The organism is Streptomyces coeruleorubidus (assembly GCF_028885415.1).
Taxonomy (GTDB): Bacteria; Actinomycetota; Actinomycetes; order Streptomycetales; family Streptomycetaceae; genus Streptomyces; species Streptomyces coeruleorubidus_A.
The window spans coordinates 7,506,863-7,529,509 of the sequence record NZ_CP118527.1 but is presented as its reverse complement, the minus strand read 5'-3'; the positions used below and the strand labels follow the sequence as shown (position 1 = coordinate 7,529,509).

General features: G+C 69.1%; 16 protein-coding genes. 5 read left to right on the top strand and 11 right to left on the bottom strand.

Annotated features, from left to right (window positions below; all coding sequences use genetic code 11):
* The first annotated feature begins 14 nt into the window (after positions 1 to 14).
* The 4 genes from PV963_RS34860 to PV963_RS34845 all read left to right on the top strand — a co-directional run bounded on the left by PV963_RS34860 (position 15) and on the right by PV963_RS34845 (position 6,456).
* Positions 15 to 1,232 carry a thiolase family protein gene (locus tag PV963_RS34860; RefSeq protein WP_193508758.1) on the top strand — a complete coding sequence of 406 codons (1,218 nt, stop codon included), beginning with the start codon at positions 15 to 17 and terminating at the stop codon, positions 1,230 to 1,232.
* A complete protein-coding gene (locus tag PV963_RS34855) occupies positions 1,229 to 3,358 on the top strand; it encodes a 3-hydroxyacyl-CoA dehydrogenase NAD-binding domain-containing protein (protein WP_274820444.1) in 2,130 nt (709 codons plus the stop codon). Before PV963_RS34860 ends, PV963_RS34855 begins: the two co-directional genes overlap by 4 nt.
* 162 nt (positions 3,359 to 3,520) lie before the next feature.
* Positions 3,521 to 4,972: a cellulose binding domain-containing protein gene (locus PV963_RS34850; RefSeq protein WP_274820443.1), complete on the top strand. Its 1,452-nt coding sequence runs from the start codon at positions 3,521 to 3,523 to the stop codon at positions 4,970 to 4,972.
* Between the two features lie 59 nt (positions 4,973 to 5,031).
* Positions 5,032 to 6,456 carry a polysaccharide deacetylase family protein gene (locus tag PV963_RS34845; protein WP_274820442.1) on the top strand — a complete coding sequence of 475 codons (1,425 nt, stop codon included), beginning with the start codon at positions 5,032 to 5,034 and terminating at the stop codon, positions 6,454 to 6,456.
* A gap of 85 nt (positions 6,457 to 6,541) precedes the next feature.
* Here the strand turns inward: PV963_RS34845 and PV963_RS34840 are convergent, their stop codons facing one another.
* The 3 genes from PV963_RS34840 to PV963_RS34830 all read right to left on the bottom strand — a co-directional run bounded on the left by PV963_RS34840 (position 6,542) and on the right by PV963_RS34830 (position 10,815).
* Positions 6,542 to 8,320 (bottom strand): glycosyltransferase, encoded by a 1,779-nt coding sequence (locus tag PV963_RS34840; RefSeq protein ID WP_274820441.1) that lies wholly within the window; start codon positions 8,318 to 8,320, stop codon positions 6,542 to 6,544.
* Positions 8,317 to 9,588 (bottom strand): nucleotide sugar dehydrogenase, encoded by a 1,272-nt coding sequence (locus PV963_RS34835; protein WP_274820440.1) that lies wholly within the window; start codon positions 9,586 to 9,588, stop codon positions 8,317 to 8,319. Before PV963_RS34835 ends, PV963_RS34840 begins: the two co-directional genes overlap by 4 nt.
* A gap of 210 nt (positions 9,589 to 9,798) precedes the next feature.
* Positions 9,799 to 10,815 carry a hypothetical protein gene (locus PV963_RS34830; protein WP_274820439.1) on the bottom strand — a complete coding sequence of 339 codons (1,017 nt, stop codon included), beginning with the start codon at positions 10,813 to 10,815 and terminating at the stop codon, positions 9,799 to 9,801.
* A gap of 81 nt (positions 10,816 to 10,896) precedes the next feature.
* On the opposite strand from PV963_RS34830, the gene PV963_RS34825 reads away from it, so the two are divergent.
* Positions 10,897 to 11,268: an NTP pyrophosphohydrolase gene (locus PV963_RS34825; RefSeq protein WP_274820438.1), complete on the top strand. Its 372-nt coding sequence runs from the start codon at positions 10,897 to 10,899 to the stop codon at positions 11,266 to 11,268.
* A gap of 414 nt (positions 11,269 to 11,682) precedes the next feature.
* On the opposite strand, the gene PV963_RS34820 is transcribed toward PV963_RS34825, so the two are convergent.
* The 8 genes from PV963_RS34820 to PV963_RS34785 all read right to left on the bottom strand — a co-directional run bounded on the left by PV963_RS34820 (position 11,683) and on the right by PV963_RS34785 (position 22,631).
* A complete protein-coding gene (locus PV963_RS34820) occupies positions 11,683 to 13,182 on the bottom strand; it encodes an amino acid permease (protein WP_274820437.1) in 1,500 nt (499 codons plus the stop codon).
* Between the two features lie 136 nt (positions 13,183 to 13,318).
* On the bottom strand, positions 13,319 to 15,286 hold the full coding sequence (dxs, locus tag PV963_RS34815) for a 1-deoxy-D-xylulose-5-phosphate synthase (protein WP_274820436.1): 1,968 nt from the start codon (positions 15,284 to 15,286) through the stop codon (positions 13,319 to 13,321).
* Between the two features lie 180 nt (positions 15,287 to 15,466).
* Entirely contained in the window at positions 15,467 to 16,759 is a 1,293-nt protein-coding gene (locus tag PV963_RS34810; protein WP_274820435.1) for a sugar ABC transporter permease, read from the bottom strand.
* Complete coding sequence (locus tag PV963_RS34805) at positions 16,756 to 17,547, bottom strand: ATP-binding cassette domain-containing protein (RefSeq protein WP_059420691.1); 792 nt, start codon at positions 17,545 to 17,547, stop codon at positions 16,756 to 16,758. The genes PV963_RS34810 and PV963_RS34805 overlap by 4 nt, the downstream gene beginning before the upstream one ends.
* A gap of 230 nt (positions 17,548 to 17,777) precedes the next feature.
* Positions 17,778 to 18,878 carry an ABC transporter substrate-binding protein gene (locus tag PV963_RS34800; protein ID WP_274822201.1) on the bottom strand — a complete coding sequence of 367 codons (1,101 nt, stop codon included), beginning with the start codon at positions 18,876 to 18,878 and terminating at the stop codon, positions 17,778 to 17,780.
* A 133-nt stretch (positions 18,879 to 19,011) separates the two neighbouring features.
* Positions 19,012 to 20,223 (bottom strand): ROK family transcriptional regulator, encoded by a 1,212-nt coding sequence (locus PV963_RS34795; protein WP_274820434.1) that lies wholly within the window; start codon positions 20,221 to 20,223, stop codon positions 19,012 to 19,014.
* A 558-nt stretch (positions 20,224 to 20,781) separates the two neighbouring features.
* Positions 20,782 to 21,705, bottom strand: a complete 924-nt coding sequence (locus PV963_RS34790) for a carbohydrate ABC transporter permease (protein ID WP_274820433.1) — start codon at positions 21,703 to 21,705, stop codon at positions 20,782 to 20,784.
* Positions 21,705 to 22,631, bottom strand: a complete 927-nt coding sequence (locus PV963_RS34785) for a carbohydrate ABC transporter permease (RefSeq protein ID WP_274820432.1) — start codon at positions 22,629 to 22,631, stop codon at positions 21,705 to 21,707. Before PV963_RS34785 ends, PV963_RS34790 begins: the two co-directional genes overlap by 1 nt.
* Between the last annotated feature and the right edge of the window lie 16 nt (positions 22,632 to 22,647).

Here is a 22,647-nt window from a genome sequence, read left to right as displayed (position 1 = left end):
GGAGGAGAGCCATCGTGCCTCGTACCGTCAGGGACGTCGTCTTCGTAGACGGCGTCCGCACCCCGTTCGGCAAGGCGGGCCCGAAGGGCATCTACCACGAGACCCGTGCCGACGACCTCGTCGTGAAGGCGATCCGGGAGCTGCTGCGCCGCAACCCCGGTCTCGACCCGAAGAAGATCGACGAGGTCGCCATCGCCGCGACCACCCAGATCGGCGACCAGGGCCTCACCATCGGCCGTACCGCGGGGATCCTCGCCGGCCTGCCGCAGTCCGTGCCGGGTTACTCCATCGACCGCATGTGCGCGGGCGCCCTGACGGCCGTGACCACGGTCGCCGGCTCCGTCGCCTTCGGCGCGTACGACATCGCCATCGCCGGCGGTGTCGAGCACATGGGCCGTCACCCCATGGGCGAGGGCGTCGACCCGAACCCGCGGTTCGTGAGCGAGAAGCTGGTCGACGAGTCGGCCCTGTTCATGGGCATGACCGCGGAGAACCTGCACGACCGCTACCCGCAGATCACCAAGCTGCGGGCCGACGAGTACGCCGTGCGCTCCCAGGAGAAGGCCGCCAAGGCGTACGCCAACGGCAAGATCCAGGCCGACCTGGTGCCGGTCTCGGTGCGCCGTACCTCCCCCGAGGCCGGTGAGACGGGCTGGGGCCTGGTCACCGCCGACGAGCCGATGCGCCCGGGCACGACCCTGGAGAACCTCCAGGGCCTGAAGACCCCGTTCCGCGTCCACGGCCGGGTCACCGCCGGTAACGCGGCCGGTCTGAACGACGGCGCCACCGCCTCGCTCATCGCCTCCGAGGAGTTCGCGCGGGAGAACGACCTCCCCGTGAAGATGCGCCTCGTCTCCTACTCCTTCGCGGGCGTGGAGCCGGAGGTCATGGGCTACGGCCCGATCCCGGCGACGGAGAAGGCGCTGGCCCAGGCGGGCCTGTCCATCTCCGACATCGGCCTGTTCGAGATCAACGAGGCCTTCGCCGTCCAGGTCCTGGCCTTCCTCGACCACTACGGCATCGCCGACGACGACGAGCGCGTCAACCAGTACGGCGGCGCCATCGCCTTCGGCCACCCGCTGGCCTCCTCCGGCGTCCGCCTGATGACGCAGCTGGCCCGCCAGTTCGAGGAGCAGCCGCACGTCCGCTACGGCCTGACCACCATGTGCGTCGGCTTCGGCATGGGCGCGACGGTCATCTGGGAGAACCCGCACTTCGAGGGGGACAAGTGAGCACCACCGCCGAGCTTCTGAAGCAGGCTTCCGAGCTGTTCCCGGACGAGGTCGTCACGCAGGCGCACGTACGCCACTTCGACCTCCCCGCCGATGCCGGGCGCTTCGCCCTGATCACCCTGGACAACGGCCTGGACCACACCAAGCCGACCACCTTCGGCCCGGCCTCGCTGGCGAACCTCAACGCCGCGATCGACCAGGTCGAGAAGGAGGCGGCGGACGGCGAGATCGTCGGCGCCGGCATCACCGGCAAGCCGTTCATCTTCGCGGTCGGCGCCGACCTCAAGGGCGTGGAGATCCTCAAGGAGTACGAGCACGCGCTCGCCATCGGCAAGGGCGGCCACGAGGTCTTCAAGCGGCTGTCCAAGCTGGCCGTGCCGACCTTCGCGTACTACAACGGCGCCGCGATGGGCGGTGGCGTCGAGGTCGGTCTGCACTGCTCCTACCGGACCGTCTCCGCGGCCCTCCCGGCGTTCTCGCTCCCCGAGGTGTTCCTCGGCCTGGTCCCGGGCTGGGGCGGCTGCACGCTGCTGCCGAACCTGATCGGCGCCGACAAGGCCGTCTCGGTGATCATCGAGAACAGCCTCAACCAGAACAAGCAGCTCAAGGGCAAGCAGGTCCACGAGCTCGGGATCGCCGACGCGATCTTCGAGGGCGCGGACTTCCTGGAGCAGTCGCTGATCTGGACCGCGTCCGTCCTCAAGGGCGAGATCGAGGTCGAGCGCCCGGTGATCGACCGCGGCGAGGGCTGGGACCAGGCCGTCGCCAAGGGCCGTTTCATCGCGGACTCCAAGGTGCACGGCGCCGCTCCGGCCGCCTACCGCGCGCTGGACATCATCGCCGCCGCCAAGAACGGCGACCTCCAGCAGGGCTACGACGCCGAGGACAAGGCGCTCGCCGACCTGATCATGGGCGGCGAACTGCGGGCCGGCATCTACGCCTTCAACCTGGTGCAGAAGCGCGGCAAGCGCCCGGCCGGTGCCCCGGACAAGTCCCTGGCCCGCCCGGTCACCAAGGTCGGTGTCGTCGGCGCCGGCCTGATGGCCAGCCAGCTCGCGCTGCTGTTCCTGCGCCGCCTGGAAGTGCCGGTCGTGCTGACCGACATCGACCAGGAGCGCGTCGACAAGGGTGTGGGCTATGTCCACGCCGAGATCGACAAGCTGCTCGGCAAGGGCCGTATCAACCAGGACAAGGCCAACCGCCTCAAGGCGCTGGTGACCGGTGTCCTGGACAAGGCCGAGGGCTTCGCGGACGCGGACTTCATCATCGAGGCCGTGTTCGAGGAGATGGGCGTCAAGCAGAAGGTGTTCGCGGAGGTCGAGGCGGTCGCCCCGGCGCACGCGATCCTGGCCACCAACACCTCCTCGCTGTCGGTGTCGGAGATGGCGTCGAAGCTGAAGCACCCCGAGCGGGTCGTCGGCTTCCACTTCTTCAACCCGGTCGCCGTGCTGCCGCTGCTGGAGATCGTCCGCGGCGAGCAGACCGACGACGCCTCCCTGGCCACGGCGTTCGGCGTCGCCAAGAAGCTGAAGAAGACCGCGGTGCTGGTGAAGGACGCCCCGGCGTTCGTCGTGAACCGCATCCTGACCCGCTTCATGGGCGAGATCCAGAACGTCATCGACGAGGGCACCCCGGTCGAGGTCGCCGAGAAGGCGGTCGAGCCGCTGGGCCTGCCGATGTCGCCGCTGGTCCTGCTGGAGCTGGTCGGCCCGGCGATCGGCCTGCACGTCTCCGAGACGCTCAACAAGGCGTTCCCGGACCGCTTCACGGTCTCCCCGAACCTCAAGGCGGTCGTCGAGGCGGGCAAGCGCGGCTTCTACGTCTACGACAGCGGCAAGCCCGAGCTGGACCCGGAGGTCGCCGCGCTGCTGAAGCAGGGCGACAGCGTCCTGACGGAGGAGCAGGTCCGCGAGCGGGTGCTCGACGCGGTGGCGCAGGAGATCGGCATCATGCTCGACGAGGGCGTCGTCGCCGAGGCGCAGGACATCGACCTGTGCCTCATCACGGGCGCCGGCTGGCCGTTCCACCTGGGCGGCATCACGCCGTACCTGGACCGCGAGGGCGTCTCCGAGCGGGTCAACGGCGAGAGGTTCCTGGCGCAGGGCGTGGCGAGCGTGCCCGCGTAACGCGTAACCCCTGAGGGGGGTGGGGCGTGCGGTAACGATCCGGACGCCCCACCCCCCTTCCGTATGCCGCCACGGATAGGATCCTCACACAATCTGACCATTGTTTACCTGACTCTGACGGTCTCCACGAGAGACCGCCGGGTGTCCTCGAAGGAGTCTTTCGTGGCGTCCTCCCGCCGCCGCCCACCCCGACGCCGGGTGTGGCCCAAGATCAGGCTCCTGCTCCTGGTGGCGGTGGTCGCCGCCGGCGGCACGGCGTTGTATCCCGTGTGGAAGGCGGCGAACCCGGACCCGCCCGAGCTCAAGGTCCGCTACCGGACCGACACTCCGGCCACGGCCGCGGCGGCCAAGCCTTCGTTCGAGGTCTTCAACGACACCGAGAAGGCACTGCCGTTGAGCGATGTGACGCTCCGGTACTACTTCACGGCCGACGGCGCCCCGGGTCCCTCGTCGTACGCCTTCAACTGCGTCAACGCCGCCTTCGGCTGCTCCCACGTCGCCGGCCGGGTCGTCACGATGGACGAGGCCACCGACACCGCCGACCACTACCTGGAGGTCAGGTTCACGGCCGGCGCGGGAAGCCTGAGGCCGGGCGCCAACAGCAAGGGCATCGACCTCCAGCTCTTCCGCACCGACCACAAGCGGCTGAAGCAGTCCGACGACCGCTCCTTCGACGCCCGGATGACGTCCTACAAGGAGGCGGAGAAGGTCACCGCGTACAAGCGGGGCGTCCTCGCCTGGGGTGAGGAGCCGGACGGCACCAAGGCGAGCGACGGGAAGAAGGCCTCGGCGAAGGCCGCCGCGCCCGACCCGGTGCCGGCTCCCCCGGCCGGAGTGCTGTTCGACGACTTCACCTACCAGGGCCCCAAGGACCCGGCCCTGTTCAAGCACGGCTGGCTGGTCCGCACCAGCAAGGGCGGCCCCGGCATCGAGAACACCTGGTCGGCGGAGAACGTCACCTTCCCCACCGCCGAGGGCGCCCTGGCCGACGGCCAGGTGCTCAACCTGCGGGCGAGCACCGACGGCACCAAGGCGGGCACCGAACAGGCGAGTCTGGGCACCCGGAGCAGCGAGTTCCGCGACGGCACCTACGCGGCCCGCATCCACTTCAGCGACGATCCGGCGAAGGGCGAGGGCGGCGACCACGTCAACCAGACCTTCTACACGATCGGCGGCAGCGGCACGAAGTACAGCGAGCTCGACAACGAGTACATGCCGAACGGCGGCTGGGGCCGCCCCGGTCCCAAGCTCGACACCGTCTCCTGGTACGACCACGAGAGCAACGACCGCGTCTACAGGACGACCAACAAGAGCCTCGACGGCTGGCACACCATGATGATCACAGTCGAGGACGACGTCGTCACCTACCGCATGGACGGCGAGAAGCTCTTCTCCAGCGACGGCAAGTACGCCCCGCGCTCCAGGATGTCCGTGAACTTCAACCACTGGTTCGTGGATCTGCCGTTCAAAGGCGACCGCGCGTGGGACATGAAGGTGGACTGGCTCTACTACAACGCGAACGCATCCCTGTCGGTGAAGGAAGTCCGGTCCGCGGTCGAGGACTTCACCGGCGAGGGAATGAACTACTTCGACACGGTTCGGGAGTCCCGGTGAGGAAAAGGCGGTCCAACGCCCACAGGCACGCTGCAGAGGCTGCGGAGAACAAGCCGGTGGTGAGCCGGCGTTCCGCCCTGCTGATGGGTGGCACAGGAGGCGTCGCGATGGCCGGCGGCGGCGCGTGGCTGGGCCAGGTGGTGGCACAGCCCGCCGCCGCGCCGGCCGCCGAGGGAGCCATCGGAGGCCTCACCACGCCTCCCCTCTACGCCCCCTCGGGCCGTCGCCCCAAGTACCGCCGGGCCAGCTGGTCCCAGCAGTTCCAGGCCTCCCACGGCTGGACGCCGGGCGGCGCGGGCACCGCGTCGGCCGAGGCTAACGACAAGTCCGTCTTCGTGCGCGGCACCCAGTCGGTCCGCGTGACCACGAACGGCACCGGCAAGCAGTCCTACGTCCGCAAGACCGGTATGCCCGCGATGAGCATGAGCGGCAAGATGATCCGGCTCGTCTTCCGCGTCGACGACGTCACGAACCTGTCCAAGATGGTCTTCTACCTGGGCAGCGGCTCCCTCGCGAACCACTTCGCCTGGACGCTCCACGCCCACTCCAAGACGGGGGCCAACTATGTCCAGTCCGGGGAGTGGGTGACGGTCCACCTCCAGTGGGCCGACGTCAACGCCGCGGCCGGCACGTACTCCATCGGCGCCGGCGGCAAGCCGTCCACGAAGACCGGCTTCACCGACATGTCGTTCGCCGTGTACGACGACGCGGGCGGCCCGGTGACGTACCGGCTCCAGGCCGTCGAGCTGATACCGGACACCGTCTCGGTCTTCCCCAAGGGCGTCGTCTCCCTCACCTTCGACGACTCCCACAAGTCGATCCACGACCTGGCCCGTCCGGTCATGGACCGCTACGGCTTCCCCGGCACGGTCTACAACATCGCCGACGCCATCGGCACGGGCAGCTTCCTGACGCTGGGCCAGATGCGCTCGATGCAGGACTTCTCCGGCTGGGAGATGGCGGGCCACTCGTACGCGAACGCCGTACACACGGCGAGCTATCCCAAGCTCACCGCCGAGGAGGCCGACGCCGACTTCCGCAAGCTGCGCGAGTGGCTGGTGTCCAACGGCTTCACCAGCGAGCACTTCGCCTATCCGCACGGCGCGTTCCAGAAGACGACCGACGGTGTCCCGGTCGACCAGATCGCGAGCCGGCACTTCACCACGGCCCGGTCGATCATCTCCGAGACGATCGAGTCGTTCGCCCCGGCGATGCCGTACCGCCTCAAGGCGTTGACCGGCATCAACGACGGCACCGGCATCGGCGGTACGGCGTTGTCGAAGCTCACGGGCGCGGGCGGCCGGCTCGACCGGTGCGTGAACAGCGGTGACTGGCTGATCCTCTGTCTGCACAAGGTCACCGAGGGCGCCCCGACGAAGAGCACCGAGATCGGCAAGGCGGGCCTGGAGACGCTGATGAAGGCGATCGACGACCGGGACATCCCGGTGCTGACCGTCGAGGAGGCGATGGCCTCGTACACCTGAGGCCCGGACGCACGAGACCGGACACATGGGAGAGGGGCGGCCCCCCGGCCGCCCCTCTCCCATGTTCCCGTCCGACGGACGCGGCCTACCAGCCGCCGCCCTGCCCGTATCCCTGCCCCTGCCCCTGCCCCTGGCCCTGGCCCTGCTGCCAGGACGGGTCCGGGTACGGATGTCCGCCCTGCTGAGGGTCGTGGCCCTGGCCCGGGTAGGGCTGCTGGTACTGGTCGGGGTAGCCGTCGTACCCGCCCTGCCACTGCTGCCGGCCGGCCGGTTCCGGTGTCCCCCAGCTCACGCGCTGCTGCGGGACACCCGCGTGCTGCTCCTCGTCGTAGCCCGGGATCGGCTGCGGCTGGGCCGGGATGCCGCCCGCCGGGCGGGGCCGGGTGCGCAGGGCCGCGCCCTCCAGACGCATCAGCTGGAGCGTCTCGGTGACCTTCTTGTCGGAGTACGGGTCCTCTTCCTCGAAGATCTCCGTCACCTCGGACTCGTGGTCACCGGCCACGGACACCTCGACACCGCCCTGGCGGGTGCCCCAACTGCCCTTGTGCAGGGTGAACAGGGCGTAGAACCGCAGCGGGGTCAGCAGGGTCAGCTGGATCACGCCGTAGATGGGCGCGAGCAGGAACATGCCGAACCGCTTGACCAAGCCCATGCCCCGGCGCGGGAAGTCGAGGTAGCGCACATTGCGCAGGTAGCCCATCAGCACCATGAAGATCAGGTAGTCGCCGATGTGGTGGACGAACTGCTCGGGCTTGATGATGGGCAGGATGACCATCGAGTAGAACATCGCCGAGCCGAAGACCAGCCACAGCGCGAGTTCCATGCAGGTCAGCCAGAAGGCGGGACGGTACTTCTTCTGGTGCCGGAAGGCCCACAGCGACTCGCGGAAGAAGGACTTGTTCCAGCGGACCTGCTGGCGCAGGAAGTGCGGCAGCTTCTCGGGGACGGCGGTGTAACCGACGGCCGTCTCCTGGAAGACGACCTGGCCTTCCATCAGGCAGTAGTTGGTCATGCGGCGGTCGTCGCCGAAGACGGCCGGCTTGCCCAGGAACTGCTGATTGAGGAAGTCCGGCAGGTACTTGCGCACCAGCGTGCCGCGGTACGCGGAGAGCGCGCCGCAGCAGCACAGGACCGACTTCAGCCGGGAGTAGGCGGCCCGCTCGAAGAGGAACGAGTTGCCGTAGCGCAGGTCCTGCAGGCGGGTGAAGATGTTGCTGTCGTGGTTGAGCGCCAGCACCATGCCGGTGGAGGCCATGATCTTCTCGTCGGCCAGCGGCAGCAGCAGCTCGCGGACGGTGTCCCGGGACAGGACGGTGTCCGAGTCGACGCAGAGGAAGATGTCCGAGTACGGGGCGGCCTCGAAGCCGAGCGCGAGGGCCTCGCGCTTGCCCTTGTTCTCGGGCTGGACGCTGACCGTGTACTTGACGCCCTTGGCCTCGAACTCGCGGCGCATCTTCTTGGCCGCCCTGATGCCGGAGTCGTCGGCGCTGGCGTCGTCGATGATGTGGATCTCGTTCGGCAGTCGGCTCTGCGCGAGGAGGCTGCGCATGCCCTGCTCGAACATCACCGGGTCCTCGTTGTAGATCGGGATGACCGCGGTGACCCAGGCGTTCTCCAGGTACTCCAGTTCCTCCCGCCCGGCCTTGGCGGGACGGTAGAAGAGGGCGCCGAACATCTTCAGGGACAGCAGGCCCATGGCACCCATCGAGTACAGGTGCAGCGAACCGGCGTCGAGCCGGGTGGCGATGAGCGCGGCCAGGCCCAGGAAGACGAAGTACGAGACCTTCAGGTGCCGCCGCTTGCGGTGCGCGCGACGGCCCCCGGAGTCGACGGCCCCGGGTATGTACGTGTCTTCGGAGGTCACAGCTTGACCACCCGCGGGTGATCGGCGGACCTGCCCCGGGTGTCGAAGAGCGCCCGGGCCCGGTCGGCGAGCTCCCCCAGGTCGATCTCGCGGTGCGGCTGGAGCAGGATGGTGAGGTCGGCGTCCTCGGCGGCGGCGAGATAGTCACCGGCACGCTCGACTGGCACGCCGCCGACGCGCCAGTCCTCGACGCGCGGGTCGAAGTAGACGAGTTCGGCACCGCGTGCGAGGAGGTTCTCCGCGACGGCCAGCGCGGGGCTCTCGCGCTGGTCGGAGATGTCCGGCTTGTAGGTCACGCCGAGCAGCAGCACCCGGGACCCGCGCACGGCCTTGCCCTGGTCGTTGAGCAGATCGGCCGCCCGGTTGACGACATGCACGGGCATCCGCTGGTTGATCTCCTGAGCCAGCTCCACGAACCGGAACGGGATGCCCAGCGAACGGACCTTGTACGACAGGTAGTTGGGGTCGATCGGAATGCAGTGCCCGCCGACACCGGGGCCGGGGTAGAAGGGCGCGAACCCGAACGGCTTCGTCGACGCACACCGGATGGCATCCCACAGGTCGACGCCGATCTCACGGCAGAACATCGACATCTCGTTGACCAGCGCGATGTTGACGTGCCGGTAGGTGTTCTCCAGCAGCTTGGCCATCTCGGCCTCGCGGGTGCCCTTGGCCTCGACGACCCGGTTCACGAAACGCTCGTAGAGGGCGCGGGCGGCCTTGGTGCAGTCGGCCGTGCTGCCGCCGACGACCTTGGGCGTGTTCTCCAGCCCGTAGGCGGCGTTGCCCGGGTCGATGCGCTCCGGGGAGAAGGCGAGGTGGAAGTCGGCGCCGACGCGCAGCCCACCGGCCTCCAGCCGGGGCCTGACGACCTCGTCGGTGGTCCCCGGGTACGTCGTCGACTCCAGCACCACCAGCGTGCCGGCGCGGAGATGGGCGGCGATGTCGTCCACGGCCGCGTGCACCGCGCCGAGGTCCGGAGCACCGTGGTCGGTGAGCGGCGTCGGCACACACACCACGACCGCGGCGGCGTCCGCGATGACCCCGGCCCGGTCGGTGGCCTCGAAGCCCCGCTCCAGCATGCCGCGCACATCGGAGTCGGTGATGTCGTCCACATGCGAACGGCCGGCGTTCAACCCGTCGACCACCCGTCGGCTGCGGTCGAGACCGACCACCTTCAGGCCCGCGGCGGCCGCGGACCTGGCCAACGGCAGCCCCACGTAACCGAGTCCGACAACGACGAGATCCACCGTGGAGGATCTGCTCACGACATCATTCCCCAACCCCCGTTGCCGCGGCCCCGGCCAGACGCAGCGACAACCGGCCCCCCAGCAAAATCGAACAGTGCAAGGAGGTTAACAAGACCTTCACTTCTTGACCACGTTCACCCGAGGTGCATCTCGTCACGCACACATCCCTGCAACCCTTGGCACACTTCGTGTGTCTGGAGCGATGGGAGCCTCAGAAAGAACGGGGTGTCAGATCTCCCGCCAGGCCTCCAGAGCGAGCCCCGGTTCGTCCTTGCGGCGGGTGAGCAGCAGCTTCCCGGTCGACGGGGAGATGGAGGCCGCGACGACCTCGTCATGCTCGTCGAGTGCCAGCGACACCCTGGCGTCGGCGGGCAGTTGGGGACCGGACTCGGTCCACCAGGCCCCGGCGGACTCCTGTTCGGTCGGATAGGCGGCGAAGGCGACCCGGCCACTCGACGACCGCTGGGCGAGCACGGTGCAGTCGTGCCCCTCGATCTCACAGCGCACGGCGGACACGGGCCCCGGCCCGGCGGAGGCGATGAGCGTCACCGGCTTCTCCCCCGGGCGCCAGGCGCACAGGTCGCCGGAGGCGTCCGTGAAGAAGAGGGTGGTGTGCTCGGCGGACGTGGACAGGGCCCGGAGCGTCCCCGCCCGGACCGCCACATCCACGCCCTCGGTCCGCACCGGCGTCTTCCCGTGTTCCTCCTGCCGCCAGTGCAGGATCCCGCCCGGCACGGACGCGAACACCTCGACCATCCCCGACTCGCCCGTCACGGCGGCCAACTCCCCCTCGACGTCGTGCCCCTCGAGGTCCTGCCAGGGTCCCCAGCCGCCCTTCATCTTCTGGTTGCGCAGACTCAACCCGCCGCCGTTGTTGCGGACGAAGACGTAGGCGCGCCCCGCGGAGTCCACGGCGACGGCCGGCGGGCCCGTCCGGTCGCCTTTCTTGTCAGGGTGGCCGATCGGGACCCAGTCCAGGGGCGCGAGCCGGGGCCGGAAGTGGGTGGAGTGCACGAGTCCCGACTCGCCCGGCACGGTGGGCCGCCAGGCGGCCAGGTGGGCGTAACCGTCGGGCCCCTGGCCGACCGCGACACCCGGGTGCAGCTTCTGGGTGCCGCCGACGGTTCGGGGTGCGTCCCAGGAGCCGGCGGGGCCGCGTTCCGCACGGCACAGCACGGCGTCGCCGGAGGGCAGGTAGACGGTGAGGCGGCCGTCGCGGCCGCAGATGAGCCAGTCGCCGTTCACCAGTTCACTTTACGCGGGCGGGGCGGTCGGCCGCCGCGCCCGCCCCTGCCTGGCCGAGATCCGCCGTGCGACCCTGACGACATGAACAGCAACGCTCCCTTGCTTGTCGTCGTCGACGCCGCGAATGTCGTCGGGTCGGTGCCGGACGGTTGGTGGCGGGACAGGAAGGGGGCGGCGGAGCGGCTGCGGGACCGGTTGGCGTCGGACGGGGTGCCGGGGCTGGACGGGCCGGTGGAGATCGTGCTCGTGGTGGAGGGAGCGGCGCGGGGGGTGGAGTCCGTGGCCGGGGTGCGGGTGGAGTCGGCGACAGGCAGCGGGGACGACCACATCGTCGAGGTGGTCGCGGGGGCGGGGGCGCGTCCCGTACTGGTCGTCACGGCGGACCGGGAGCTACGGAGGCGGGTCGGGGAGCTGGGGGCGGAAGTGACGGGGCCGCGCACGGTACGTCCCTAGGCGCCCGGCGTTCCTGCCGGCGCGGGGTGGGTCCGCAGCCCGGCGGAACGGGGTGCCGCCAGCGGCTGCTGGGGCCGAGGCGTTGCGCAACCCGGCGCTGCGGGGTGCCGCTGCGCCCACCCGTGCCGCCCCAAGCGGCACGACTGCCCGCAGCTAAGCGCATGCATGCAGCTGAGCCGAGACGCGCCCGCACCCGCCGCACGGCGAGAAGGGGACGTGTCGGGGGGTGTCCGCCCGCAGCGGTTGGCGCGTCGACGGACAGTCAGTCGGTATCCGACCCCATCGCGCCGTTCCGAGGACGGACACCCCCCGACGCGGCCCCGACCCACCACCACCGCGAAGGCGCGACACAAGCCCCCACCACACCCGCGCAGGCCGCCGCAGGCACCCCGGCCCAACCACCGGAGGTCACCGCTAAAGCGTCTGCTCGGGCTTCGTTTCCTCTCCCCTCGCAAGGCGGCTGTGCGTGCGGCCGTAGAGGAAGTACACGAAGAACCCGGCGGCCATCCAGATACCGAACCGCACCCACGTCTCGGCCGGCAGGTTGATCATCAGCCACAGCGAGGCGCACACCGACAGGATCGGGATGAGCGGCACCCAGGGGGTGCGGAAGGCCCGGTGCAGGTCGGGGCGGGTCCTGCGGAGGACGAGCACACCGATGGCGACGACCACGAAGGCGAACAGCGTGCCGATGTTCACCAGGGCGGCGAGCTCCGTCAGCGGAGTGAAGCCGGCCAGGATCGCGATGACCACGCCGAGCAGGATGGTCGGCCGGTGCGGGGTCTTGAACCGCGGGTGGACGCGCGAGAAGAAGCGGGGCAGCAGTCCGTCGCGGCTCATCGCGAAGAACACCCGGGTCTGCCCGAGCAGCAGGATCATGCACACCGTCGTCAGACCGACCGCGGCACCGAAGCTGATGAAACCGGCGTACCAGGGATGCCCGGTGGCCTTGAACGCGTCGGCGAGCGGCGCGTCGACGGACAGTTGGCTGTAGTGCTGCATGCCGGTCACGACGATCGACACGGCGACGTACAGGGCCGTGCAGATGAAGAGGGAGCCGAGGATGCCGCGCGGCATGTCACGCTGCGGATTCCGGGTCTCCTCCGCCGCCGTGGCCACGACGTCGAAGCCGATGAAGGCGAAGAACACGACGGAGGCGGCGGTGAAGATGCCCATCACGCCGAAGTTGGAGGGCGCCCAGCCGAACATGAGCTGGATCAGCGGGGAGTCGAGACTCGACCCGGCCTCCACCGGCTTCTCCTTCGGGATGAACGGGTCGTAGTTCTCGCCCTTGATGAGGAACGCGCCCGCGATGATCACGACGAGGACGACCGTCACCTTGATGGCGACGACGATCGACGTGATCCGCGCGGACAGCTTCATGCCGAGTACGAGGATGCCGGTGAGGACGAGGACGAGCGCGGCGGCGAGGAGGTCGAAGCCGAAGACGTCGGAGCCCTCTCTGCTGCCCAGGGCCGCGGGCATCGCCCAGCCCGCGTTGTCCATGAGCGACTGGATGTAGCCGGACCAGCCGACGGCCACCACCGCCGTACCGAGTGCGAACTCCAGAACCAGGTCCCAGCCGATGATCCAGGCCGACAGTTCACCGAGGGAGGCGTACGAGAACGTGTAGGCGGACCCGGCGACCGGGACCGTGGACGCGAACTCGGCGTAACAGAGAGCGGCCAGGGCGCAGGCGACGCCGGCCGCGACGAACGCCAGAGCCGTCGCGGGCCCGGCGTTGTTCTTCGCGACTGTTCCGGTGAGGACGAAGATGCCGGTGCCGATGATCACGCCGACACCGAAGACGGTCAGATCCAGCGCGGACAAGGACTTCTTGAGCGCGTGCTCTGGCTCCTCGGTGTCGAGGATGGACTGCTCGACCTTCTTCGTCCGGAAGAGGGTACTGCTCACGGGGTACCTCCCACGCTTGTCGTCCTCGACATGATCGAGAGGGGGCACCATCCGTATGCCCCGGCACCGACGGATTCACGCCAATGGGCCGGTTCCACCACCCTTCACGGTGGTGGAACCGGCCCATTCAGCGGTGTCAGTCGCGCGCGGGTTCCACGGAGTCGACGGCGTCGGCCGCGGAGCGCTCGGTGGGGGTCCCCCCGCTCGAGCGCAGCCGAGAGTGGGGGAGGCCGTCCAACTTGGCGACCAGCCCGGTCACCTGGCGGGCGATGTCCGGCGCCGTGAGGCCGATTTCGGCCATGACCTCGGCGCGCGAGGCGTGGTCGAGGAAGCGCGGCGGAATGCCGAAGTCACGCAGCGGCACGTCGACACCCGCGTCGCGCAGCGCCTGCGCGATCGCCGAACCCACACCACCGACCCGGCTGTTGTCCTCGACGGTGACGACCACGCGGTGCCGCTCGGCGAGCGGGGCCATGGCCTCGTCGACGGGCTTGACCCAGCGCGGGTCGACGACGGTCGTGGAGATGCCCTGCTTGTCGAGCAGGCCGGCGATCTCCAGGCACATCGGCGCGAGGGCGCCGACGGAGACCAGCAGCACGTCGGGCCGGTCGGTGCCGGGCTCGCGCAGCACGTCCATGCCGCCGACCCGGCCCACGGCGGGAACGGCGGGACCGACGGCGCCCTTGGAGAAGCGGACCACGGTCGGCGCGTCGTCGACCGCGACGGCCTCCCGCAACTGGGCGCGGACCTGGTCGGCGTCACGCGGCGCGGCCAGCCGCAGCCCCGGCACGACCTGAAGGATCGACATGTCCCACATGCCGTTGTGGGACGCCCCGTCGGTGCCGGTGACACCGGCCCGGTCCAGCACGAAGGTCACGCCGCACTTGTGCAGGGCCACGTCCATCAGCACCTGGTCGAAGGCCCGGTTGAGGAAGGTGGCGTACACCGCGAACACCGGGTGCACCCCGCCCGTCGCCAGGCCCGCCGCGGACACGGCGCCGTGCTGCTCGGCGATGCCGACGTCGTAGACCCGCTCGGGGAACCGCTTGGCGAACTTCTCCAGGCCCACCGGCTGGAGCATGGCGGCGGTGATGGCGACGATGTCCTCGCGCTCCTCACCCAGCTTGACCATCTCCTCGCCGAACACGGACGTCCAGTCGGCGCCGGAGGAGGCGATCGGCAGGCCCGTGTCGGGGTGGATCTTGCCGACGGCGTGGAAGCGGTCGGCCTCGTCCTGGAGGGCGGGCTGGTAGCCGCGGCCCTTCTCGGTGAGGCAGTGCACGATGACCGGCCCGCCGAACCGCTTGGCCCGCGCGAGCGCGGACTCCAGGGCCTCCAGGTCGTGTCCGTCGATCGGGCCGACGTACTTCAGGCCGAGGTCCTCGAACATGCCCTGCGGGGCGATGAAGTCCTTCAGGCCCTTCTTGGCGCCGTGCAGGGTGCCGTAGAGCGGCCGCCCGACGACGGGGGTGCGCTCCAGGACCTCCTTGGTGCGGGCGAGGAACCGCTCGTAGCCGTCCGTCGTCCGCAGCGTCGCGAGGTGGTTGGCGAGACCGCCGATGGTCGGCGCGTAGGACCGCTCGTTGTCGTTGACGACGATGACGAGGGGCCGGTCCTTGGCGTCGGCGATGTTGTTCAGCGCCTCCCAGGCCATGCCGCCGGTCAGCGCGCCGTCACCGATGACGGCGACGACGTGGCTGTCGCGCTCGAGGAGCTGGTTGGCCTTGGCGATGCCGTCGGCCCAGCCGAGGACGGTCGAGGCGTGCGAGTTCTCGATGACGTCGTGCTCGGACTCGGCCTGCGAGGGGTAGCCGGACAGGCCGCCCTTCATCTTCAGCCGGGAGAAGTCCTGACGGCCGGTGAGGAGTTTGTGCACGTAGGACTGGTGACCGGTGTCCCAGAGCACCTTGTCCTTGGGCGAGTCGAAGACCCGGTGCAGGGCGATGGTGAGCTCCACCACGCCGAGGTTGGGGCCGAGGTGACCGCCGGTCTTGGAGACCGCTTCGACAAGGAAGGTCCGGATCTCCTCCGCCAGCTGGTTCAGCTCCTCCAGGCTGAGCCGGTCCAGATCGCGCGGTCCCCTGATACGGGTCAGCAGCGGCACCCGTGCCTCCTTGCAGTAGAGCTGTTGCCGGGTTTGTCGAGTCTAATGTTCCGCCTTCGCGGGCGGTGCCGAGGCCATGCGTCGTACGTCACGCGTTCGGCTGTACCCAAGTTGTGCCACACCTACGACATGACTGTGCCCGGCACCTCACGGTGCCGGGCACAGCGGTGTTCTTCGGCGCTACGCGCGCCCTGCCGTCTTCTGCGTCTTACGCGTCACCGCGTCGATCACGACCGTGGCCAACAGCACACCACCCGTGATCATGTACTGCACCGGAGAAGCGATGCCCTCCAGGGCGAGCCCGTACTGGATCGACACGATCACCAGCACACCGAGCAGCGCGTTCCACGTACGCCCACGACCGCCGAACAGCGACGTACCGCCGATCACCGCGGCCGCGATCGCGTTCATCAGCAGGTCACCGCCACCGGCACCCTGGTTGGCCGCCGCGATCTTCGAGGCGATGAACAGACCGCCCACCGCGGCGAAGGTCCCGGAGATCGCGAACACCGAGATCCGGACCATCTCCACGTTGATGCCGGCCCGCCGCGACGCCTCGACGCTGCCGCCGAGGGCGAAAACCTTCCGGCCGTACGCCGTGCGCCGCAGCACGAAGTCCGTGACCAGCAGCACCACGATGAAGATCACCACGGCCAGCGGCAGGCCCTTGTACTGGTTGAAGACGATGGCGACGGCGAACGCGACGATCGCCAGCAGCACCGTCCGCACGATGGTCTCGCTCAGCGGCCGCGACGGCACCCCCGCGGCCTCCCTGCGCCGGTTGCCGAGGAAGGAGCTGAGGAAGTACCCGACGGTCACCACGGCGGCCAGCCCGTAGGCGGCGGCCACGTCCGAGAAGTAGTAGCTGGTCAGCTGGGCCACGACCCCGTCCGGGTCGAGGTTGATCGTGCCGTTGTCGCCCAGGATCTGGAGCATGAAGCCGTTCCAGAACAGCAGTCCGGCCAGGGTGACGGCGAACGCGGGGACACCGATCTTCGCGAAGAAGAAGCCGTGCAGCGCGCCGGCGACCGTGCCGGTGACGATGGCCAGCAGGAAGGCGAGCCACTCGTTCATGCCGTTGGTGACGTTCAGCACGGCGAAGCTCGCACCCGCGACACCGCTGACCGAGCCGACCGACAGGTCGATCTCCCCCAGCAGCAGCACGAACACGATGCCGACGGCGATCATGCCCGTGCCGACCATGGCGACGGACATGTCGGACAGGTTGCCCGCGGTGAGGAAGTTGGAGTTCAGGCTCTGGAAGATGATCCAGATGATGGCCAGGCCGACGACGACCGGGAGGGAGCCCAGGTCGCCGGACTTCATCTTCCGCTTGAACTCGGTGACGTAGCCCGCGAGGCCCTGCTCGCGCACCAGCAGCCGGGGGTCGACGACCGTGACGGCGGCCTTGGCCGCCTCGGGGTTCTCCACGACGTGGTCTTCGGGCACCGCGGAGGTCTTGTCGATGCTCACTTGGAAACCTCCCCGTTCGTGCGCGCCGCACGGCGGGTCACGGCGTTGTCGGTGGCGCCGGTGATGGCGGAGATGATCTCTTCCTGCGAGGTGGACTTGACCTCGAAGATGCCGTTGTTGCGCCCGAGGCGCAGCACGGCGACCTTGTCCGCGACGGCCTTCACATCGGCCATGTTGTGGCTGATGAGGATCACGGCGTGGCCGCGCTCGCGCAGCCGCTCGACCAGGTCGAGGACCTGCGCGGTCTGCTCGACGCCGAGGGCGGCGGTGGGCTCGTCGAGGATGACCAGCTTCGGCTCGCCGAGCATGGACCGGGCGATGGCCACGGTCTGGCGCTGGCCGCCGGACAGCGAGGCGATCGGGATGCGCACGCTGGGGATGCGGATCGACAGCGTGTCGAGCAGCTCGCGGGAGCGGCGCTCCATCTCCACCTCGTCCAGGACACCGCGCTTGCGGATCTCCCGGCCCAGGTAGAGGTTGCCGACGACGTCGATGTTGTCGCACAGCGCGAGGTCCTGGTAGACGGTCGCGATACCCAGGTTCTGGGCGTCGTGCGGCTTGTTGATCTGGACGGACCTGCCGTCCCATTCGATGACGCCCTCATCGATGGGGTGCACGCCGGCGATCGTCTTGACCAGCGTGGACTTTCCGGCGCCGTTGTCGCCGACCAGGGCGACCACTTCACCGGCGTGGACCTCAAGCTCTACGTCGGTGAGCGCCTGTACGGCACCGAACCGCTTGGAGACCCCGCGCAACGCCAGCACGGGCGTAGCGGACACGTGAACCATCTCCTTCACCGCCTGACCCGGCGGGAGGTAGTGCAGAAGTGTGGGAGGAGCGATCACTCCGGCGCCCCGCGGAGCTTGGCGGGGCTGGTGTGGCGGGGCGCCGGAGGAACTCGGGGCAGCCGGTCCCGTGCGGGAGTCACGAGAGTCCACGAGCGTCACGGGAGTCCGGACGCGGACTCCCGTACCCCTCAGGGGACCTGACGACTGCTTGGGGGGGACCTGACGACTGTCTACTTGAGGCCGATCTTGTCGCAGGCGGCCTTGTACTTGCCGGTGCAGATCTCGCTCACGGTGTAGATGCCGTCCTTGATGACGGTGTCCTTGATGTTGTCCTTGGTCAGCGAGACGACCGGGACCAGGACGGAGGGGATGGCCTTGGTGGTCGGGCTGTCGACCTTGTCCTTGGCGATCGAGTCGAGCGACTTGCCCTGGGCGAGGGCGACGGCCATCTCGGCCGCGACGTCCGCCTCCTGCGGGTAGGGCTTGTAGACGCTCATGTACTGCTCACCGGTGACGATGCGCTGCACGCCCGCGAGTTCCGCGTCCTGGCCGGTGACGGGGATGTCGGCGATACCGGCCGCCTTCAGGGCCGTGATGATGCCGCCCGCCATGCCGTCGTTGGCGGAGTAGACGCCGACGATCTTGTCCTTGCCGAGGGCGGAGATGGCGCCCTCCATGTTGGAGTTGGCGTTCTCCGGCTTCCACTCCTTGGTGTCGTACTCGCGGCCGATCTTCACCTTGCCGTCGAGGACGGAGTGCGCGCCCTTCTTGAACTGGGCGGCGTTCGGGTCGGTGGACGACCCGTTCATCATGACGATCTGGCCGTCCTTGGCCTTGTCGCCCAGGGCCTTCAGCAGGGCCTCGCCCTGGGTCTTGCCGACGGTCTCGTTGTCGAACGAGGTGTAGGCGTCGATCGGGCCCTCGGCCAGGCGGTCGTAGGCGACGACCGGGATGCCCGCGTCCTTGGCCTTCTTCACCGAGCCGGCAATGGCCTTGGAGTCCACCGCGTCCACGATCAGCACGTCGACCTTGTTGGTCACCATCGTGTCGACCTGCTGGTTCTGCGTGCTGGCGTCCTGCTTGGCGTTGGCGTAGACGACCTCGCCCTTGCCGTTGGTGAGTTCCTTGACCTTCTTCTGGATGAGCGGCCGGTCGAACTTCTCGTAGCGCGCGGTCGCGTTCTCCGGAAGGAGCAGGCCGACCTTGATGTCGTCGCCCTTCTTGGCGGACCCCGTGGAATCGGCGTTGTCGCCGGACTCCTTGGCGCTGCCACAGGCAGCAAGCGAAACAGCCATCGCACCGGCGGCAATCGCAACGGCGGCGCGACGCATACGCGTGTTCACTTCAGAAACCTCCCTGACGAGGCCGCGACATTGCGGCCGAGGTGGCTGGAAGTCAACTCGGCCACACGTGCGACGTCAAGAAGTAAATCCTTAACGAGATGGCAACGGTGCCATCCGTTCTCTAAGTGAAGGCAGGGGTCCCCGCCTGCAGCGCCCCGACGGCAGTGCCGTCCAAAAGGGTCGAATCGCCCATCTCGCTGAGGGCCAGCGCGAGCGCTCCGAGCACCTCCGCACGGCCGCCGAGCGCCCCGGGGAGAACGGACAGCTGGCGTGCCGCACTGGGGATGGCGTAGCGGCCCACGGACTCCCGGATCGGCCCGAGCACCAGCTCACCGGCCTCGGCGAGATCACCGCCGAGCACCACGCGGCTCGGGTTCAGCAGGTTGCAGAGATTGGCCACTCCACTGCCGATGTGGCGGCCGACGTCGGCGATCACCCGACGGCAGCCCGGGTCTCCGTCCCGCGCGAGCCGCACGACGCCTTCCATCGTCAGGTCGGTGCCGTGGCTGGACTGGAGGAGCGGGAGCACGTAGCGCGCGGCCGCGAAGGTCTCCAGGCAGCCGCGGTTTCCGCAGCGGCAGACGGGGCCGGATTCATCGAGTGTAATATGTCCGATTTCTCCGGCGGTACCGCCTGGACCGCGGTAGATCTTGCCGTCGATCACCAGGCCCGCGCCGACACCGCTGGCGACCTTGATGTACGCGAGGTCGCGCACGCCGCGGCCGCTGCCCCAGACCATCTCGCCGAGGGCGCCGAGGTTGGCGTCGTTGTCCACGTGCACGGGGACGCCGAGGCGGCCGCGGAGCTCCTCGGCGGGCTTGGTGCCCGTCCAGCCGGGGAGGATCGCGGTCGAGCCGAGGGTGCCGGACTCGACGTCGATGGGGCCGGGCACGCCGAGGCCGACGCCGGCGATCTTGGAACGGTCGACCCCGGTGGCCTCGATCAGGCGGGTGACCAGCTGTTCCGCCCGGTCGAAGCCCTGGGTCGAGGAGGCGTCCACGTCCAAGGGCTCGGACTCCTCGGCGAGGACCTGGTGGGCGAGGTTGCCGACGGCGACGCGCAGGTGGGTGTGGCCGAAGTCGACCCCTATGACGATGCCGGCGTCACCGCTGAGCGACACGCTGCGGGCCCTGCGGCCGCCTGCCGAGGTGGGTGTGACCTCGACCGTGCCGCCGTCCTTCAACTCCCGGACGATGTTGGACACCGTCGCCGCGGACAGGCCCGTCGTCCGGGCGATCTCGGCCTGGGTGAGGGAGCCCGCCAGGCGTACGGCTCGTACGACCCGCTCCAGGTTGGCTCGGTGCAGCGATGACTGCGACCCCGGAGTCTCCACGACGACCTCCTGCGCGCGGGGCCGCTTCGATGAGGCCCCGTCCATGTCCAACTAGTGAACTCTAAGCTGAGCCGTTCGGGTTGCCTCCCGTCAAGAGGTTGAACCGATTCGAAGTGTGTGCATGTGGTTGCGGAGGGCTACGGGGGCCTCCGGCGGTTGGGCGGGGTGCCTGCGGCGGCCTGTGCGGCTTCGGTGGGGGTGCGCGTAGCGCCTACCGGGGTGCGGTGGGGCGGGGCCGCGTCGGGGGGTGTCCGTCCTCGGAACGGCGCGATGGGGTCGGATACCGACTGACTGTCCGTCGACGCGCCAACCGCTGCGGGCGGACACCCCCCGACACGTCCCCTTCTCGCCGTGCGGCGGGTGCGGGCGCGTCTCGGCTCAGCTGCCGCAGGCCGCGCGGCGCGGCGGGCCGCCGGTCCCGCCTGGCTGCGGGCAGTCGTGCCTCCCCCAGTGCCTTAAGGGCCTGGGAGGTGCCCCCAGGGCGGCACGGGTGGGCGCAGCGGCACCCCGTTCCGCTGGGCTGCGGTCCCACCCCGGCGGTTGCTGCGAGGGCCGTCGCTACTTCAGCGCGCCCGCCGTCAGGCCCTGCACCACCTGTCGCTGGAAGATGATGTACGCCGCCAGGACCGGGAGCATGGCCATGACCAGGCCCGCGAAGAGTCCCGACCAGTCACCCTTGTAGCCCTGGCTGACCGCCAGCTGGACGAGGCCCTGGGTGAGGACGCGCTTGTCGGGGTCGGTGTTGAGGACCGTGGGGAGCATGTACTGGTTCCACTGGCCCAGGAAGTTGAAGATGCCGACGCTGACCAGGCCCGGCTTGGCCATGGGCAGCATGATCTGGAAGAACGTACGGCTGTGCGAGGCGCCGTCGACGAAGGCCGCCTCCGCCACCGACGTCGGCAGCGTGCGGAAGAACGCCGTCAGGAAGAACACCGTGAAAGGGAGGGAGTAGGCGATGTAGACGAGGATCAGGCCGTGGATGGTGTTCAGCAGGCCCATGTTGTTCACGACGTAGAACAGCGGGACCAGCGCCAGCATGATCGGGAAGCTCATGCCGCCGATGAACAGGTAGTAGATGAAGCGGTTGCCCGGGAAGTCGAAGCGGGCCAGGACGTATGCCGCCATCGAGCCGAGGACGAGGGTGCCGACGAGCGAACCCCCCACCACCAGGACGGTGTTGAGGAAGTAGTCGCTCATGTTGGCCTCGGTCCACGCCCGCGACCAGTTGTCGAAGTGCAGGGTGTCCGGCAGAGACCAGGGAGAGGAGAAGATCGAGCGGTCGTCCTTGAAGGACGTCATGACCGCCCAGAGCAGGGGCATCACCACCATGAACGCCCAGAGGACGAGGATGCCGTGGGAGAAGGCGTTGAGGACCGTGCCCTCCTTCTTCTCCTTCGGGGGCGGGCCCGCCGGGGTGTCGGCCTTGGTGACCGGCGCACCGGACTCGGCCGGCACGGGCGCGGGGCTCTGCGTCGTCTTCATCAGTACTCCAGCCGCTCGCGACGGCCCAGCCGCATCACCACGGCGGCGAAGGCCAGCGTGACGACGAGCAGGGCGACACCGATGGTGGTGGCGTAGGCGGCCTGCCCGTCACGGAACGCCTTCTGGTACACGTACAGGACCATGACGGTGGTCGAGTAGTCGGGACCGCCCGGCCCGGTCGTCATGATCTGCACGACCGCGAACGACTCGGCTCCCAGGGCGAGGATGCCCATGTAGACCCAGCCCGACTGCACGGTGTCCCAGAGCAGGGGAAGGGTGATGCGGAAGAACGTCGTGGCCCGGCCCGCCCCGTCCAGCAGCGCGGCCTCGTACATCTCCGCCGGGATGGAGGCCATGCCGGCGGAGAAGAGGACCACGAAGAAGCCGACCGTGGACCAGACGAGCACCGCCATCACGGCCCACAGCGCGAGGTCGGGGTCGCCCAGCCACAGCGGCTGGACGCCGTCCAGCCCGATCCCGCGCAGGATCGAGTTGATCGCGCCGCTGTCCGGGTTGTACGCGAACGCGAACAGCAGCGCGACGATGGCGATCGAGAGGACCTGCGGGAAGAAGTAGACGATTTTGTAGAAGGAGGAGCCGCGGACACCGGAGACGACCGGGCCGTTCTTCCTCTTTCTGCCGCCCACATTGATCATGAAGGCGAAGAACAGCGCCAGGCTGATCGTCACGACCGGCAGCAGGAGCGCGAACAGCAGGCTGTGCTGCAACGACTTCCAGAAGATCTCGTCGTCCAGCATCCGGCTGTAGTTGTCGAAACCGACCATCTTGAATTCGGGGCTCAGGCCGGTCCAGTCCGTGAACGAGTAGTAGATGGACTGGATGAACGGCCAGACCACGAAGAGCGCGTACAGTCCCAGGGGCAGCGCGAGGAAGCCCACGATGAACCGGTACTTGCCGTGCTGCATCGCCACTCCGGTGCCG